The 16,034-nt window shown below is 60.9% G+C and carries 10 protein-coding genes; 4 read left to right on the top strand and 6 right to left on the bottom strand.

Translation table 11 applies throughout. From position 1 onward, the window contains the following. The first annotated feature begins 453 nt into the window (after window positions 1-453). A complete protein-coding gene (gene rlmKL, locus ASE80_RS26610) occupies window positions 454-2,718 on the top strand; it encodes a bifunctional 23S rRNA (guanine(2069)-N(7))-methyltransferase RlmK/23S rRNA (guanine(2445)-N(2))-methyltransferase RlmL (RefSeq protein ID WP_056861554.1) in 2,265 nt (754 codons plus the stop codon). Between the two features lie 151 nt (window positions 2,719-2,869). Beyond that, window positions 2,870-5,254, top strand: coding sequence for a sensor domain-containing diguanylate cyclase (locus tag ASE80_RS26605; RefSeq protein ID WP_056861553.1), 2,385 nt, complete (start codon window positions 2,870-2,872; stop codon window positions 5,252-5,254). A gap of 107 nt (window positions 5,255-5,361) precedes the next feature. Here the strand turns inward: ASE80_RS26605 and dacB are convergent, their stop codons facing one another. Continuing rightward, entirely contained in the window at window positions 5,362-6,822 is a 1,461-nt protein-coding gene (gene dacB / locus ASE80_RS26600) for a D-alanyl-D-alanine carboxypeptidase/D-alanyl-D-alanine endopeptidase (RefSeq protein ID WP_056861552.1), read from the bottom strand. A gap of 236 nt (window positions 6,823-7,058) precedes the next feature. On the opposite strand from dacB, the gene ASE80_RS26595 reads away from it, so the two are divergent. Then, window positions 7,059-7,403, top strand: coding sequence for a YggL family protein (locus tag ASE80_RS26595; RefSeq protein ID WP_017134776.1), 345 nt, complete (start codon window positions 7,059-7,061; stop codon window positions 7,401-7,403). A 36-nt stretch (window positions 7,404-7,439) separates the two neighbouring features. Here ASE80_RS26595 and ASE80_RS26590 read toward each other — a convergent pair whose 3' ends face one another. Further along, a complete protein-coding gene (locus ASE80_RS26590; protein WP_017134777.1) occupies window positions 7,440-8,630 on the bottom strand; it encodes a benzoate/H(+) symporter BenE family transporter in 1,191 nt (396 codons plus the stop codon). A 214-nt stretch (window positions 8,631-8,844) separates the two neighbouring features. Between ASE80_RS26590 and ASE80_RS26585 the strand changes: the two genes are divergently transcribed. Then, window positions 8,845-9,609, top strand: a complete 765-nt coding sequence (locus ASE80_RS26585) for a GntR family transcriptional regulator (protein WP_017134778.1) — start codon at window positions 8,845-8,847, stop codon at window positions 9,607-9,609. 160 nt (window positions 9,610-9,769) lie between these two features. Here the strand turns inward: ASE80_RS26585 and guaD are convergent, their stop codons facing one another. The 4 genes from guaD to xdhA all read right to left on the bottom strand — a co-directional run bounded on the left by guaD (window position 9,770) and on the right by xdhA (window position 15,878). Next, window positions 9,770-11,074, bottom strand: a complete 1,305-nt coding sequence (gene guaD, locus ASE80_RS26580; RefSeq protein ID WP_056861551.1) for a guanine deaminase — start codon at window positions 11,072-11,074, stop codon at window positions 9,770-9,772. 15 nt (window positions 11,075-11,089) lie between these two features. Beyond that, window positions 11,090-11,929, bottom strand: a complete 840-nt coding sequence (gene xdhC / locus ASE80_RS26575) for a xanthine dehydrogenase accessory protein XdhC (protein WP_056861550.1) — start codon at window positions 11,927-11,929, stop codon at window positions 11,090-11,092. 120 nt (window positions 11,930-12,049) lie between these two features. Then, window positions 12,050-14,437 (bottom strand): xanthine dehydrogenase molybdopterin binding subunit, encoded by a 2,388-nt coding sequence (gene xdhB, locus ASE80_RS26570; protein WP_056861549.1) that lies wholly within the window; start codon window positions 14,435-14,437, stop codon window positions 12,050-12,052. Continuing rightward, on the bottom strand, window positions 14,430-15,878 hold the full coding sequence (gene xdhA / locus ASE80_RS26565) for a xanthine dehydrogenase small subunit (protein ID WP_056861548.1): 1,449 nt from the start codon (window positions 15,876-15,878) through the stop codon (window positions 14,430-14,432). The genes xdhB and xdhA overlap by 8 nt, the downstream gene beginning before the upstream one ends. Window positions 15,879-16,034 lie beyond the last annotated feature (156 nt).

The raw sequence follows: 16,034 nt of genomic DNA, 5'->3' as shown, positions 1-16,034 counted from the left end.
TGGGCTCGCTGCCGGCGTGGCGAGCCTATGTGTCGGCGTCGTTACGGCGCCAACCTGTGTTGAGTTCTAACCAATAGGTCACATGGATTCAATGATCGTTTTGTCATAAGCACGTAACGATAACGATGCTATAGCCATAAGCTGGGATGGCTTTTCGCCCCATTTAATAGGCAAACCCAGCTATGATGTGCCCTGCATAGAGGATGGGTTTAATCCTTTAGTGAGAATGCCCGCCCGTTGCAGTTGGTTATTATTCGACGAAGGGTCGGAATATTTCTTTTTGTTGCGATGATTTATTTATCTGCCCCGGCAATTAAGGCTCAAACGCCCGGCAGCCGGGGTGGAACGGCACATTCGTGCCACGCGAGCACTCTTCAAGAAAAGTGCTTGATTGAAAACCGAGCCGGCGATGCGTCGCCCGTTCATTTATTGCTGAAAAGCCTGGAATGCCCCATGTCGGACCGTTTTGAACTCTTCCTCACCTGCCCCAAGGGCCTCGAAGGCCTGCTGATCGAGGAAGCCGTCGGGCTTGGCCTTGAAGACGCGCGCGAGCACACCTCGGCCGTGCGCGGCATGGCCGACATGGAAACCGCCTACCGCCTGTGCCTCTGGTCGCGCCTGGCCAACCGCGTGCTGCTGGTGCTCAAGCGCTTCCCGATGAAGGACGCCGAAGACCTGTATCACGGCGTGCTGGATATCGAATGGGCAGACCACATGGTCCCGGACGGCACCCTGGCCGTTGAATTCAGTGGCCACGGCTCGGGCATCGACAACACCCACTTCGGCGCGCTGAAGGTCAAGGATGCGATTGTCGACAAGCTGCGCACCCCGACCGGCGAACGTCCGTCCATCGACAAGATCAACCCGGACCTGCGCATTCACCTGCGCCTGGACCGTGGCGAAGCCATCCTTTCCCTTGACCTGTCCGGCCACAGCCTGCACCAGCGCGGTTATCGCCTGCAGCAGGGCGCCGCACCCTTGAAGGAAAACCTGGCCGCCGCGATCCTGATCCGCGCCGGCTGGCCGCGCATTGCGGCCGAAGGTGGCGCGCTGACGGACCCGATGTGTGGCGTGGGCACCTTCCTGGTGGAAGGCGCAATGATCGCCGCCGACATGGCGCCCAACCTGAATCGTGAGCTGTGGGGCTTCACCACCTGGCTCGGTCACGTACCGGCGCTGTGGAAAAAGCTGCATACCGAGGCCACCGAGCGTGCCGCCATCGGCATGAACAAGCCTCCATTGTGGGTACGTGGCTACGAAGCCGACCCGCGCCTGATCCAACCCGCGCGTAACAACATCGAACGCGCAGGCTTAAGCCACTGGATCAAGGTGTACCAGGGCGAAGTCGGTACTTTCGAGCCGCGCCCGGACCAGAACCAGAAAGGCCTGGTGATCTGCAACCCGCCCTACGGCGAGCGCCTGGGTGACGAAGCCAGCCTGTTGTACCTCTACCAGAACCTCGGTGAGCGCTTGCGCCAGGCGTGCATGGGCTGGGAAGCGGCGGTGTTCACCGGCGCGCCGGACCTGGGCAAGCGCATGGGCATCCGCAGCCACAAACAGTATTCGTTCTGGAACGGCGCGTTGCCGTGCAAGTTGCTGCTGATCAAGGTCAACCCGGACCAGTTCGTCACTGGCGAGCGCCGCACCCCGGAGCAGCGTCAGGCCGAGCGTGAGCAAGCCGCTTACGATCAAGCCCCGACCGAGCCGGTCGAGCGCCAGTACAACAAGAACGGCAACCCGATCAAGCCGGCTCCAGCCCCGGTGGTTGAGCAGGCGCGCCTCAGCGAAGGCGGGCAGATGTTCGCCAACCGCCTGCAAAAGAACCTCAAGCAGTTGGGCAAATGGGCCAAGCGCGAAGGTGTTGACTGCTACCGTGTGTATGACGCCGATATGCCGGAATACTCGATGGCGATCGACCTGTACCACGATTGGGTGCATGTGCAGGAATATGCCGCGCCGAAATCCATCGATCCGGAAAAAGCTTCTGCGCGCATGTTCGATGCGCTGGCCGCGATTCCCCAGGCGCTGAATGTCGACAAGAGCCGCGTGGTAGTCAAACGTCGCGAACGTCAGAGCGGCACCAAACAGTACGAACGTCAAAGCGCCCAGGGCAAGTTCACCGAGGTCAGCGAAGGCGGCGTGAAGCTGCTGGTTAACCTCACCGACTACCTGGACACCGGCCTGTTCCTTGACCATCGCCCGATGCGCATGCGCATCCAGAAGGAAGCGGCCGGCAAGCGTTTCCTCAACCTGTATTGCTACACCGCCACCGCGAGTGTGCATGCAGCCAAGGGCGGCGCGCGCAGCACCACCAGCGTCGACTTGTCCAAGACTTACCTGGACTGGGCACGTCGCAACTTCTCCCTTAACGGTTTCTCTGACAAGAACCGCCTGGAGCAGGGTGATGTGATGGCCTGGCTGGAGGCCAGCCGTGATGAGTTCGACCTGATCTTCATCGACCCGCCGACCTTCTCCAACTCCAAGCGCATGGAAGGCATCTTCGACGTACAGCGTGACCACGTGCAGTTGCTCGACCTGGCCATGGCGCGCCTGGCGCCTGGCGGCGTGCTGTACTTCTCGAACAACTTCCGCAAGTTCGTGCTGGAGGACAACCTCAGCGAGCGCTACGCGGTCGAGGAAATCAGCGACAAGACCCTGGACCCGGATTTCGCACGTAACGCCAAGATTCACCGGGCGTGGAAAATCACCGCGCGCTGATCGCCACACTCAAGCTGCACCAAAAAGCCGCAAGCCCGGACTATTCCGGGCTTGCGGCTTTTTTGCACTGGTCAAACGTCGGCCTCATGGCTATAACTTAACGCCTAGCCAAAGTGACACCCCCCGCACGCTGGCGTTGTGAGTGTTGCCTATGCCGATGCAAGCCGTTCGCCCGAAAATACTAGGCTTTATCAGTGAGCAGGCGTCGGCTTGGCTGGTGGCATTGGTGGTGTTATTGGCAGGTGGGGCGCTGACGGTCATCGTCGCCTGGGCGGCCGCCGACCTCTACCAGCAGCAAATGCGCCAGCGTTTCCAGTTGTTGGTCAACGAACGCTACACCCGCCTTCAAGAGCGTTTCGAAGACCAGGAGCAACGCCTGGCCAGCCTGCAGCGTTTCTTCGTCAATTCCAGTGACGTGTCCCGCGCCGAGTTCGATGGTTTCGCCAAGCCTTTGCTTCTGCGCGCCCGCGCCTATGCCTGGGCGCCGCGTATATTTCGCGAACAGCGCAGTGCTTTTGAACAGGAAATCTCGCGTCAGCGGGGTACACCTTTCGCCATTCGAGAGTTGAACGCTGCGGGTGAACTGGCGCCTGCGCCCGAGCGCGACGAGTATGTGCCGGTGTTGTACAGCCAGACCCAAAGCTTGCTGGGGTCACCCTTGGGGTTCGACCTGTTGGCCCAGCCCCTGCGCCGTTCGGTGCTTGAGCGGGTGCAAAGCAGCGGCCGGCCTGCGGTGTCCCAGCCCATGCAGTTGGTGGGCGTAGAACCGGCTTATGCTGCCGGCGTTTTGCTGGTGGCGCCCGTGAGCAAACCCGCCGACACCGAGCCCCATGGTTATGTGATGGCAGTGATCAGCATGCGCCAACTGGTCGCCGATGGGTTGCCCAAGCCCAGCCGCGACAACCTGGTGATGCAGATCGTCGACACCTCCGACACGCAGCAACGTGTGCTGTACGCGTCCAGCAACGCGGTGGGCGACAGCGGCCTTGTCGCCACGCGCCGCCTCACCCTCGGCGACCATGTGTATGCCTTGAGCATTCGCGCCAGCCAGGTGTTCGACCAGGCCAATCACTCGTCGATGCACACCCTCCTGGCCATGGGCGTGCTCCTCAGCCTGCTGCTCAGTGCGTTGCTGTATGTGTTGGTCAGCCAGCGCCAGCGTGCGCTCAAGCTGGTTGAACAACGCACACAGCAGTTGCACCTGCGTGAGCAGGAGCTTCGCGCCGCCCACGGGCAATTGCGCAGTGTGCTGAACGCCGCCACCCATGTTGCGATCATTGCCACTGACTTGCGGGGGGTGATCAACACCTTCAATGCCGGTGCCGAGAAAATGCTCGGGTTCAAATCCGAGGCGGTGGTGGGGCGACTGACCCTGGAAAGCCTGCATCTGGCCCATGAACTCGAAGCGCGCGCGGCCAGTTTGAGTGTGGCCCTGGGCAAGCGTATTCCGGCGAGCCAGGCGATGCTGGTGGAAAGCCCGGACAACCTGCACGAGGCGCGCGAGTGGACAGTATTGCGCGAGGATGGCAGCTACCTGACGGTGAATATGCTTACCACCGTGTTGCTGGATGACTACGGCCTGTGGATCGGGCACTTGGCGATCTACCTGGATGTGACCGAACAAAAACGCGCCTACGAGGCGTTGGCCGCGCGCGACCGCCTGCTCAAGAAACTCAGTGCCCACGTGCCAGGCGGGATCTTTCAGTTCACCCTTGAACCCAAGGGGAAGGGGCGTTTCATCTATGCCAGCGATGGTATGCGCGATATCTATGAAATCGACACGGGCGTATTGCAGCAAAACGCGGACAAGGTGTTCGAACGCATTCATCCGCAAGACGTGGAACGGGTGCGCCTGTCGATCCGGCTGTCGGCGCTGCAGTTAAGCCATTGGCGCGAAGAGTACCGGGTGGTGTTGCCGCAGCGCGGCCTGCGCTGGATTCGCGGCGAGGCCACGCCGGAGGAGTTAACCGGCGGTGGCACGTTGTGGCATGGCTATGTGTCGGATATCTCCGATCTGAAGCGGGTCGAAGAGGAGCTGCGCGCGCTGTCGATTACCGACTCGCTGACGGGCATTCATAACCGCCGTTATTTTCAGGACCGCCTCAAGGCCGAGATGCTCCGGCTCAACCGAACCAAGGGCACATTGTCGTTGATCATGCTCGATATTGATCACTTCAAACGCATCAATGATCAGCACGGGCATGCGGTGGGCGATGGGGTGTTGCAGGAAGTGTGCAAACGCATCGGCCGGCGCCTGCGCCGCACGGATGTGTTTTGTCGTTTGGGCGGCGAAGAGTTTGTGGTGCTGTGCCCGCATACCGATGCCGAGCAGGCTTATCGCCTGGCGATGGAGTTGTGGCAGTCGCTGCGCACCGAACCGATGGAGGTGGTGGGCGTGGTGACCGCCAGCTTCGGTGTGGCCAGCCGGCGGATCGATGAAGGGATTGACGGGCTGCTGCTGCGCGTGGACTCGGCGGTGTATGTGGCCAAGCAGGCGGGCCGCGACCGGGTGGAGGCCGAGCGCTTGCGCGCCTGATCGTTCCCACGCTCTGCGTGGGAATGCCTCTTGTGACGCTCTGCGTCACGCTTTGGGACGCAGAGCGTCCCAGGCTGCGTTCCCACGCGGAGCGTGGGAACGATCAGTTACAAGACGGGCGCTGCGGCTGTCAGCTTCGGCTGGCGATACAGGTCCAGCAGCACCTGATCGAGCACCGACGACGCACCCCATGGCTTCGAGTCGTTGAGGATTGCCACCACCACCCAGGTGTTGCCGTTGTTATCGCGGCTGAACCCGGCAATGGCGCGCACGGTGTTCAAAGTGCCGGTCTTGACGTGAGCCTCACCGCGCAAGGCCGTGGTTTTCAGGCGTTTGCGCATGGTGCCGTCGGTGCCGGCAATCGGCAGCGAACTGATGTATTCCGCCGAGTACGGGCCTTTCCACGCCGCTTGCAGCATGGCCGCCATTTCGCGGGCGCTGACGCGTTCGGCGCGGGACAGGCCGGAGCCGTTCTCCATCACCAGGTGCGGCGCGGTGATGCCTTTTTTCGCCAGCCACTGGCGCACCACGCGTTGCGCGGCCTTGGCATCGTCGCCATCGGCGTCGTTACGGAACTGCGCGCCCAGGCTCAGGAACAACTGCTGGGCCATGGTGTTGTTACTGTATTTGTTGATGTCGCGGATGATTTCCGCCAGGTCCGGCGAGAACGCACGGGCCAGCACCTTGGCGTCTTTGGGTACCGGCGCCTGGATATCACGGCCCTGGATGGTGCCGCCCAACTCCTGCCAGATCGCACGCACGGCGCCGGCGGTGTAGGTGGCGTGGTCGAGCAGCGACAGGTAAGTCTGCGAGCTGCAGCCATCGCCCAACTGGCCGCTGACCGTCACGGTGACACTGCCATCGGCGGCGGTGACCGGGCTGTAGCGCACATCGCCAGTGCATTGCTTGGCGTTGGAGACTTTGACCTGGTTGTCGATGCGGATGCTCGCAATCGGCGGCTCGACCGACACGATCACCCGGCCCGAGTCATTGCGGGTGACAAAACGCAGGGCCTTGAGGTTGACCAGCAGGGCGTCGGGCTTGACCAGGAACGGCTTGTTCTCGTCGTTGCCGTCGTCATTGAATTCAGGCAATTGCGGCTGGTTGAAGAAACTGCGGTCCAGCACCAGGTCGCCGGTGACTTGCTGCACGCCATTGGCGCGCAGGTCACGCATCAACAGCCAGAGTTTTTCCATATTCAGCTTGGGGTCGCCGCCGCCCTTGAGGTAGAGGTTGCCGCGCAACACGCCACCGCTGAGGGTGCCGTCGGTGTAGAACTCGGTCTTCCATTGGTGGTTGGGGCCGAGCATTTCCAGGGCTGCGTAGGTGGTGACCAGCTTCATGGTGGAGGCCGGGTTTACCGAAACATCCGCGTTGAACACGGTCGGCGTGCCAGGCCCGGTGAGGGGCAGCATCACCAACGACAGCGAAGTATTGGGTATTTTGGCTTTCTGCAGTGCCTGCTGAACATTCGGCGGCAGGCTGTTGTTGATCGGGGCGGCGGTGGCGGAAAAGGCCAGTGGTAGAAGAAAACCGGCAAGGAGTACTGAACGAAAAGAGTTGATCATAAGGAATAAAACCCTACTGCTGAGAAGGGTGAAAAAGGTGAGGGGTATGGAAGAAAATCCCTCATTGGTCACGAAAGTGTCGGCATTATGCCCCAAGGTGGATCCAGTTGTAGCTGAACGATAGCGGGTATTTCGGGTTTTTTTGCAGAGCAATGGCCGCCCGTCCCATAGAGTCGGGCAAAGGTCGGCTTAAACTGCTAAAGTGCCGGCCGTTATTACTTAAGAGGATTGTTCCAATGGCGACTAACCGTTCCCAGCGTCTGCGCAAAAAACTGTGCGTTGATGAATTTCAAGAGCTGGGTTTCGAACTGAACCTGGACTTCAAAGAAGACCTGAGTGAAGAAGCTACCGATGCTTTCCTCGAAGCATTCATCAAAGAAGCCATGGAAGCCAACGGTCTGGGCTATGTTGGCGGCGATGACTTCGGTCTGGTTTGCCTGCAGAAGCGTGGCTCGGTCAACGAAGAGCAACGCGCAGCTGTTGAAAGCTGGCTCAAAGGCCGCAGCGAGCTGAAAAGCGCTGAAGTCAGCCCACTGCTGGACGTTTGGTATCCGGAAAAGCCGATCAACGCGGCTAAGTGATACTAAAAAAACGGCGACCTTAGGGTCGCCGTTTTTTTATGCCTTGCGCCAGTTCAGAATCAGCAGCGTCAGCACCCCCGCCACAATCCCCCAGAACGCCGAGCCGATGGAAAACAGCGTCAAGCCAGACGCGGTGACCATAAAGGTGATCAGCGCCGCTTCCCGTTCCTTCGGCTCATTCATGGCGATACTCAAGCCGTTGATGATCGAGCCAAACAGCGCCAGGGCCGCAATCGACAGCACCAGTTCCTTGGGCAGTGCAGCGAACAACGCCGCCAAGGTTGCGCCGAACACCCCGGCAATCCCGTAGAACACCCCGCACCAGACGGCTGCGGTGTAGCGCTTGTTGCGGTCTTCATGGGCGTGTGGCCCGGTGCAGATCGCCGCGCTGATCGCGGCCAGGTTGATGCCGTGGGAGCCGAACGGCGCCAGCACCAGCGAGGCCAGGCCGGTGGCGGTGATCAGGGGCGAGGCGGGCACGGTGTAGCCGTCGGCGCGCAGCACGGCGACGCCGGGCATGTTCTGCGAGGTCATCGCCACCACGAACAACGGGATGCCGATGCTGATCGTGGCCGCCAGCGAGAAGTGTGGCGTGGTCCACACCGGCGTTGCCACTTCCAGATGAAAACCGCTGAAGTCCAGCAAGCCCATCAGTCCCGACAACAGTGTGCCGATCACCAGCGCGGCCAGCACGGCATAACGCGGCGACAGGCGCTTGATGATCAGATAAGTGAAAAACATCCCCAGCACCAACCCGGTGCGATGTTGCGCGGCGACGAAAATCTCGCTGCCGATCTTGAACAGAATCCCCGCCAGCAAGGCAGCCGCCAATGAGGCGGGAATGCGCTTGACCAGTTTTTCAAAGCTGCCGGTCAGCCCGCACAGCGTCACCAGCACGGCGCAGGTGATATACGCGCCAATGGCCTCGCCGTAACTCACACCGCCCAGGCTGGTGATCAGCAGCGCGGCGCCGGGCGTGGACCAGGCAATGGTGATCGGCGTGCGATAGCGCAACGATAGGCCAATGCTGCACACCGCCATGCCGATGGAAATCGCCCAGATCCACGAAGAAATCTGCGCGGTGGTCAAGCCGGCGGCCTGGCCGGCCTGGAACATCAGCACCAGGGAGCTGGTGTAGCCGGTCATCATGGCGATGAAGCCGGCGACGACGGCCGACGCAGAAGTGTCGGCCAACGGGCGCAAAGGCGCTTGGGTGGCGTCGGTCATGGAGAGGTGTTCCTTTTACCTGGGAAAAAGCGAATTCAAGCCTAAACTCAAACGTAACCACTCATTGCAATACAGCCGCCACCGCAAATAGCCGTACAGTGTGTTGGCGCACTGGGTTGTGTACAATGTGCCCTGTTTTTAGGTGATACTTGCCAGCAACACGCTGTTGACGTATTACCGTTAATTCGCCGCCGTTCTCCAAACCCGAGTGCCCATGAACGAACAGTTGCAACCTCTCAAGAAACAACCGCGAGCCGGCAAGGCCGGTCGCAGCGGAACCCAGGACGATATCGTCTACGCGCATATCTTCGAGGCGATCCTCGAACAACGCCTGGCGCCCGGTACCAAATTGAGTGAAGAAGCACTGGGCGAAATCTTCGGCGTCAGCCGCACCATCATCCGCCGCGCCCTCTCGCGCCTGGCCCATGAAGGCGTGGTACTGCTGCGGCCCAATCGCGGTGCGGTAGTGGCAAGCCCAAGTGTCGAAGAAGCCCGTCAGGTGTTTCTCGCCCGGCGGCTGGTGGAGCGGGCGATCACTGAGCTTGCGGTGCAGCACGCCACGGCTGAGCAATTGGCCGAATTGCGCCAGATGGTCAACGATGAGCGCGACAGCTTCTCACGGGGTGATCGCGGTGCCGGTATCCGCCTCTCCGGCGAATTCCACTTGAAGCTCGCCGAAGCCGCAAAGAATGCGCCGCTGATCAGCTTCCAGCGCAGCCTCGTGTCGCAAACCTCGTTGATCATCGCCCAGTACGAAAGCGGCAACCGCTCGCACTGTTCCTACGATGAGCACACCCAGTTGATCGACGCGATCGAAGCACGCGACGCAACGCTGGCGGTGAATTTGATGATGCATCACATGGATCACATCGACAGCAAGCTCAACCTCGACGAGGAAAGCGCGTCGGATGATTTGCACGCGGTGTTCTCGCATTTGCTGCAGACCAAGAAGCCAGGGCGTTCTTCAGTCAAACTGTAATTGCCTGGGACTAAAAGTGTGGGAGCGGGCTTGTGTGGGAGCTGGCTTGCCTGCGATCGCATCACCGCGGTGTACCTGATACACCTCGGTGCCTGCATCGCGGGCAAGCCCGGCTCCCACACAAGCCAGCGCCCACATTTGTTTTAGGGTGTGGCTCAGATCAACGTTGATGCACCAGCTTGCCGGCCGCGTAGGTCTGTAGAATCGTCCGGTCATCCCCCAGCGTCATCAACACAAACAACGTCTCGGCAATGTTATTGGCCTGCTTCAAGCGATAGCTGAGCAGCGGCGTAGCGTTGTAGTCCAGCACCAAAAAGTCCGCATCCGTGCCCGGCTGCAACGTGCCGATCCTGTCTTCCAGGCGCAGTGCCCGTGCACCGCCCAAGGTGGCCAGGTACAGCGACTTGAACGGGCTCAACCGCGCGCCCTGCAGTTGCATGACCTTGTAGGCTTCATTCAGGGTTTGCAGCAGCGAGAAGCTGGTGCCGCCGCCCACGTCGGTGCCCAGGCCGACATTCAGCTTGTGCTTCTCGGCCATCGGCAAGTTGAACAAGCCGCTGCCCAGGAAGAGGTTCGAGGTCGGGCAGAACGCCACGGCCGAACCGGTCTCGGCCAACCGTGCGCACTCGTCATCACACAGGTGTACGCCGTGGGCAAACACCGAGCGCTCGCCCAGCAGTTTGTAATGGTCATACACGTCCAGGTAGCCGTTGCGCTCCGGGAACAGCTCTTTTACCCACTCGACTTCCTGCTTGTTCTCGCTGATGTGCGTCTGCATGTACAGGTCGGGGTATTCGCCCAGCAGTTGCCCGGCCAGCGCCAGTTGCTGCGGGGTGCTGGTCGGCGCAAAACGTGGCGTGACGGCATAGTGCAAGCGGCCTTTGCCGTGCCAGCGTTCGATCAGCGCCTTGCTTTCCTGGTAGCCGGATTCGGCGGTGTCGGTCAGGTAGTCCGGCGCGTTGCGGTCCATCATCACCTTGCCGGCGATCATGCGCAGGTCGAGTTTCTCGGCCGCTTCAAAGAATGCATTCACCGACTGTGGGTGCACGCTGCCGAACACCAACGCCGTGGTGGTGCCATTGCGCAGCAGTTCCTTGATAAAGATACCCGCGACTTCCTCGGCGTGGGCCTTCTCGGCGAACTGGCTTTCACACGGGAAGGTGTAGGTGTTGAGCCAATCCAGCAACTGCTCGCCATAGGCACCGACCATGCCGGTTTGCGGCAGGTGAATGTGGGTGTCGATCAAGCCAGGCGTGATCAGCGCATCCTGATAATGGGTCACGTCGATGTCGGCGGGCAGGGTCGGCAGCAAATCGCTGGCGTGGCCCAGGGCGCTGATCTGGCCGTTATCGATCACCAGCAGGCCGTCTTCGAAATACTCATAGGAGGCTTCGATCCCCACTTCGGCGGGGTCGGCGATGCTGTGCAAAATGGCGGCACGGTAGGCTTTGCGAGTCAAAGGCATGGTGATCTCAATGTTTTAGATAGCTTGGCTGCGACGCGAGGCCGGCAGCAGTTTGGCAATAGGTTCGGCGCTTGCACTGTGCTGGCCGAAATTCGCGTTATAGGTGGCGATGATTTCGCCGGCGATGGAGATGGCGATCTCCACCGGCAGTTTGCCCTTCACCTCGGTGAGGCCCATGGGGCAGCGCATGCGTTGCAGGTGCGCGGTGTCGAAGCCGCGATCACGCAGGCGGTGTTCGAACTTGACCCGCTTGGTTTTTGAACCGATCAGGCCGAAATAGGCGAAGTCATTGCGCTTGAGCAGCGCGGCCGTCAGTTCCAGGTCCAGCGCGTGATTGTGGGTCATCACGATGCAGTAACTGCCCACCGGCAGGTCGGCAATTTCGTCGACCGGCTCTTCGCTGATGATTTTACGCACGCCCTGAGGGATGTGTTCCGGAAACTCTTGATCACGCGAATCAATCCAGCGCACCCGGCACGGCAGGCTCGCCAATAACGGCACCAGCGCGCGGCCGACATGGCCGGCGCCAAATACCGCGATCTGCGCCTGCACCTGGCCCATGGGTTCGAACAGCAACACCGTCACGCCGCCGCAGCATTGGCCCAGGCTGGCGCCGAGGCTGAAGCGCTCCAGATGGGTGTTCTGCTGGCCACGCACCAGCATGTCGCGGGCGATCTGCATCGCTTTGTATTCCAGGTGCCCGCCGCCGATGGTGTCGAAGGTGTGCGCGGCGCTGATCACCATTTTTGAGCCGGCATTGCGCGGCGTGGAGCCGAGCTCTTCGATGATGGTCACCAGCACGCAGGGTTCACCCTGGTTCTGCAGGTCGGCGAGGGCGCTGATCCAGTTGTTCATAGTCACCTCCAGTCAGATCGTTCCCACGCTCCGCGTGGGAATGCATACCGTGACGCTCTGCGTCACAACAGCGGACGCAGAGCGTCCAGGGCGGCATTCCCACGCAGAGCGTGGGAACGATCAAGCCAGTTCAGTCTCAACGGCTTTTGCAGCGCTCAACTGCCGCATCTGCTCACAGCCCCACAACACCCGCTCCGGAGTCGCCGGCGCGTCAATCTTCGGCTGATGGCGATAGTCGCCCAAACTCGCCACGGCATCCTTGATCGCACACCACGAAGCAATCCCGAGCATGAATGGCGGCTCGCCCACGGCCTTGGAATGGAACACCGTGTCTTCCGGGTTTTTACGGTTTTCCACCAGCTTCACACGCAAATCCAGCGGCATGTCCGCCACGGCCGGGATCTTGTAGCTGGCCGGGCCGTTGGTCATCAGCTTGCCCTTGTTGTTCCACACCAGCTCTTCCATGGTCAGCCAGCCCATGCCCTGGATAAAGCCGCCTTCGACCTGGCCGATGTCGATGGCCGGGTTCAGCGAGGCGCCCACGTCGTGAAGGATGTCGGTGCGCAACATCTTGTATTCGCCGGTGAGGGTGTCGACGATCACTTCGCAGCAGGCCGCGCCGAACGCGAAGTAGTAGAACGGCCGACCCCGCGCCTGGCTGCGGTCGTAAAAGATTTTCGGGGTCTTGTAAAAACCGGTGCTCGACAGCGAAACCTGGGCGAAATACGCCTGCTGGATCAGCGCCTCAAAGGTCAGGATCTGATCGCGCACGCGCACGTGGCCGTTGTGGAACTGCACGTCCGCTTCACTCACGTCGTACTTGCGCGCGGCAAATTCCACCAGGCGCTGCTTGATGGTTTCGGCAGCGTTCTGCGCGGCCTTGCCGTTCAAGTCGGCACCGCTGGAGGCGGCGGTTGGCGAGGTGTTGGGCACCTTGTCGGTGTTGGTGGCGGTGATCTGCACGCGGTCGATCTCGACCTGGAATATTTCAGCCACCACCTGCGCGACCTTGATGTTCAAACCCTGGCCCATCTCGGTGCCGCCGTGGTTCAGGTGGATGCTGCCGTCGGTGTAAATGTGGATCAGCGCACCGGCCTGGTTGAGGAAACTGGCGGTAAACGAAATACCGAATTTCACCGGCGTCAGCGCCAAGCCTTTTTTCAGAATCGGGCTGTGGGCGTTGTACAGGCGGATCGCTTCGCGGCGCTCGGCGTATTGGCTGTTGGCTTCAAGCTCGGCGGTCATTTCTTCGAGCATGTTGTGCTCGACGGTCTGGTAATAGTGGGTGACGTTGCGTTCGGTCTTGCCGTAGTAATTGACCTTGCGCACCGCCAACGGGTCCAGCGCCAGATGGCGCGCAATGGCGTCCATGACTTCCTCGATGGCGACCATGCCTTGCGGGCCACCAAAGCCGCGATACGCGGTGTTGGACGCGGTGTTGGTCTTGCAGCGGTGGCCGTTGACGGTGGCGTCGCCCAGGTAATACGAGTTGTCGGAGTGGAACATGGCGCGGTCGACAATCGAGTTGGACAGGTCCGGCGAACAGCCGCAGTTACCTGCCAGGTCCAGATTGATGCCGTGCAAACGGCCGCTGTCGTCAAAGCCCACGTCGTATTCGATATAGAACGGATGGCGCTTGCCGGTCATCAGCATGTCTTCGACACGCGGCAGGCGCATCTTGGTCGGCTGGCCAGTCAGGCGCGCGACCACCGCGCACAGGCACGCGGGGCTGGCGGCCTGGGTTTCCTTGCCGCCAAAACCACCGCCCATGCGGCGCATATCCACGACGATTTTATTCATCGACACGTCCAGTACTTCGGCCACCAGCTTTTGCACTTCGGTGGGGTTTTGCGTGGAGCAGTAGACGATCATGCCGCCGTCTTCGGTGGGCATTACCGAGGAAATCTGGGTTTCCAGGTAGAAGTGTTCCTGGCCGCCGATATGCAGGGTGCCCTGGATACGGTTTTTCGCGGTGGCCAGTGCGCCCGCCGAATCACCGCGTTGGTGGGTGTGGCTGTCGAGCACAAAGTGCTTGTTGCGAAAGGCCTCGACCACGTCCAGCACCGGTTCCAGGTCTTCGTACTCGATCACCGCCGCCATGGCCGCTTTGCGTGCGGTTTCCAGGTCGCGGGCGGCCACGGCCAGCACCACTTGGCCGACAAACTGCACGGTGTCGATGGCCAGCAACGGGTCGCCGGGCATCAGCGGGCCGATGTCTTTGAGGCCCGGTACATCTTCATGGGTGATGACGATGCGCACGCCGTCAAAGGCGTAGCAGGGCGCGGTGTCGATGCTGATGATGCGTGCGTGGGCACGGTCGGACATGCGCGCATACAGGTGCAACTGGTTAGGAAATTCGAGGCGATCATCAATGTACTGCGCTTCACCGCTGACGTGCTTGGCGGCGCTGTCATGCTTGACGCTGCGGCCGACTCCGGTGGTCAGGTCCTGGGCAAACAGTTCGGCGAGTTCGGCCTGGGTTTTAACGACGGCGTGATGGTTAGACATAAGCGGTCACCCGAGTCTCGATGTGCGGTGTTTGCAGTTCGATGAAGTATTTGCGCAGCAGGTTCTGCGCGCTGAGCAGGCGGTATTCCTTGCTGGCGCGGAAGTCCGACAGCGGGGTGAAATCCTGGGCGAGGGCGGCGCAGGCTTTCTCCACCGTGGCGGCGTTCCAGGTGGCGCCGACCAATACGGCTTCGCAACTTTTCGCGCGTTTGGGCGTGGCTGCCATGCCACCAAACGCCACGCGGGCGTCGGTGATCACACCGTTGTCGATCTTCAGGTTGAAAGCGGCGCACACGGCGGAAATATCGTCGTCCAGGCGTTTGGAAACCTTGTAGGCGCGGAACAGCGCGTGGCCCTTGGGCACGATGATCTTCTCGATAAACTCGCTGTCCTGGCGCGCAGTGACACGGTAGTCGATAAAGTAATCTTCCAGCGCCAGGGTGCGACGGGTGTCGCCCTTGCACAGCACGATCTGCGCGCCGAGAGCGATCAACAGTGGCGGCGAATCGCCGATGGGCGAGGCGTTGCCGATATTGCCGCCCAGGGTGCCCTGGTTTCGAATTTGCAGTGAGGCGAAGCGGTGCAGCAAATCGCCGAAGTCCGGGTATTCGTGGTGCAGCGCGCTGTAGCAATCGGACAGCGGTGTGGCCGCACCGATTTCCAGGCGGTCGTCGAACGACTCGATGCGCTTCATCTCTTCAATGTTGCCCACATAGATCATCACTGGCAGCACGCGGTGAAACTGCGTGACTTCCAGCGCCAGGTCAGTGCCGCCCGCCAGCAAACGCGCTTGCGGGTAGGCGTCGTAGAGGTCGGCCAGGTCGGCGACGGTGAGCGGCACCAGGCAACGTTTGTCACCGCTGTTGAGTTCACCGGTTTGCGTGGGCGCGATGGCTTTGAGCCGGGCGATGGTCTCGGCCTGGCGGCTGTCGAACTGATCCGCCGGCTTGTTGCAACAGGCCTGTTCGGCGGCGGCCAGAATCGGGCGGTAACCGGTGCAACGGCACAGGTTGCCGGCCAGCGCTTCATGGGCTTTCTGGCTGTCGGGGGCGTCGCTGTTCTTTTGCAGGGCAAACAGCGACATCACAAAGCCTGGGGTGCAAAAGCCGCATTGCGAGCCGTGGCACTCGACCATGGCCTGTTGCACGCTGTGCAGTTGGCCTTGATGCTTGAGGTCTTCGACGCTGATCAGTTGTTTGCCGTGCAATGACGACACAAACGTCAGGCAGGAATTGAGGCTGCGATAGCGGATCTGCTCCGCGCCTTGAGTGTCGGTGTGCAATTCGCCGACTACCACGGTGCACGCACCGCAATCGCCGCTGGCGCAGCCTTCTTTGGTACCGGATTTGCCCAAATGCTCGCGCAAATAGTTGAGCACGGTCAGGTTGGGGTCCAGGGCGTGCTCGCTACGGAGTTCCTGGTTAAGTAAAAACTGGATCACGGAAGGCCTCGCAGACTCATTATTGTTGTTAACCGCTTTGCGCCGAATCTAGTCATGTCTGACTTTTCGGTCAACGATTTTCTGACCAGGAGGTCAAGAAATTGCGATCGCAACACTTTCAATTATGGTCCAGTCTTCTGGAACCGGTGTTTTTGC

The organism is Pseudomonas sp. Leaf15 (assembly GCF_001421425.1).
Classification (GTDB): Bacteria; Pseudomonadota; Gammaproteobacteria; order Pseudomonadales; family Pseudomonadaceae; genus Aquipseudomonas; species Aquipseudomonas salomonii.
Note: the sequence above shows the minus strand (reverse complement) of the source record. Positions and strands in the feature narration are given on the sequence as shown.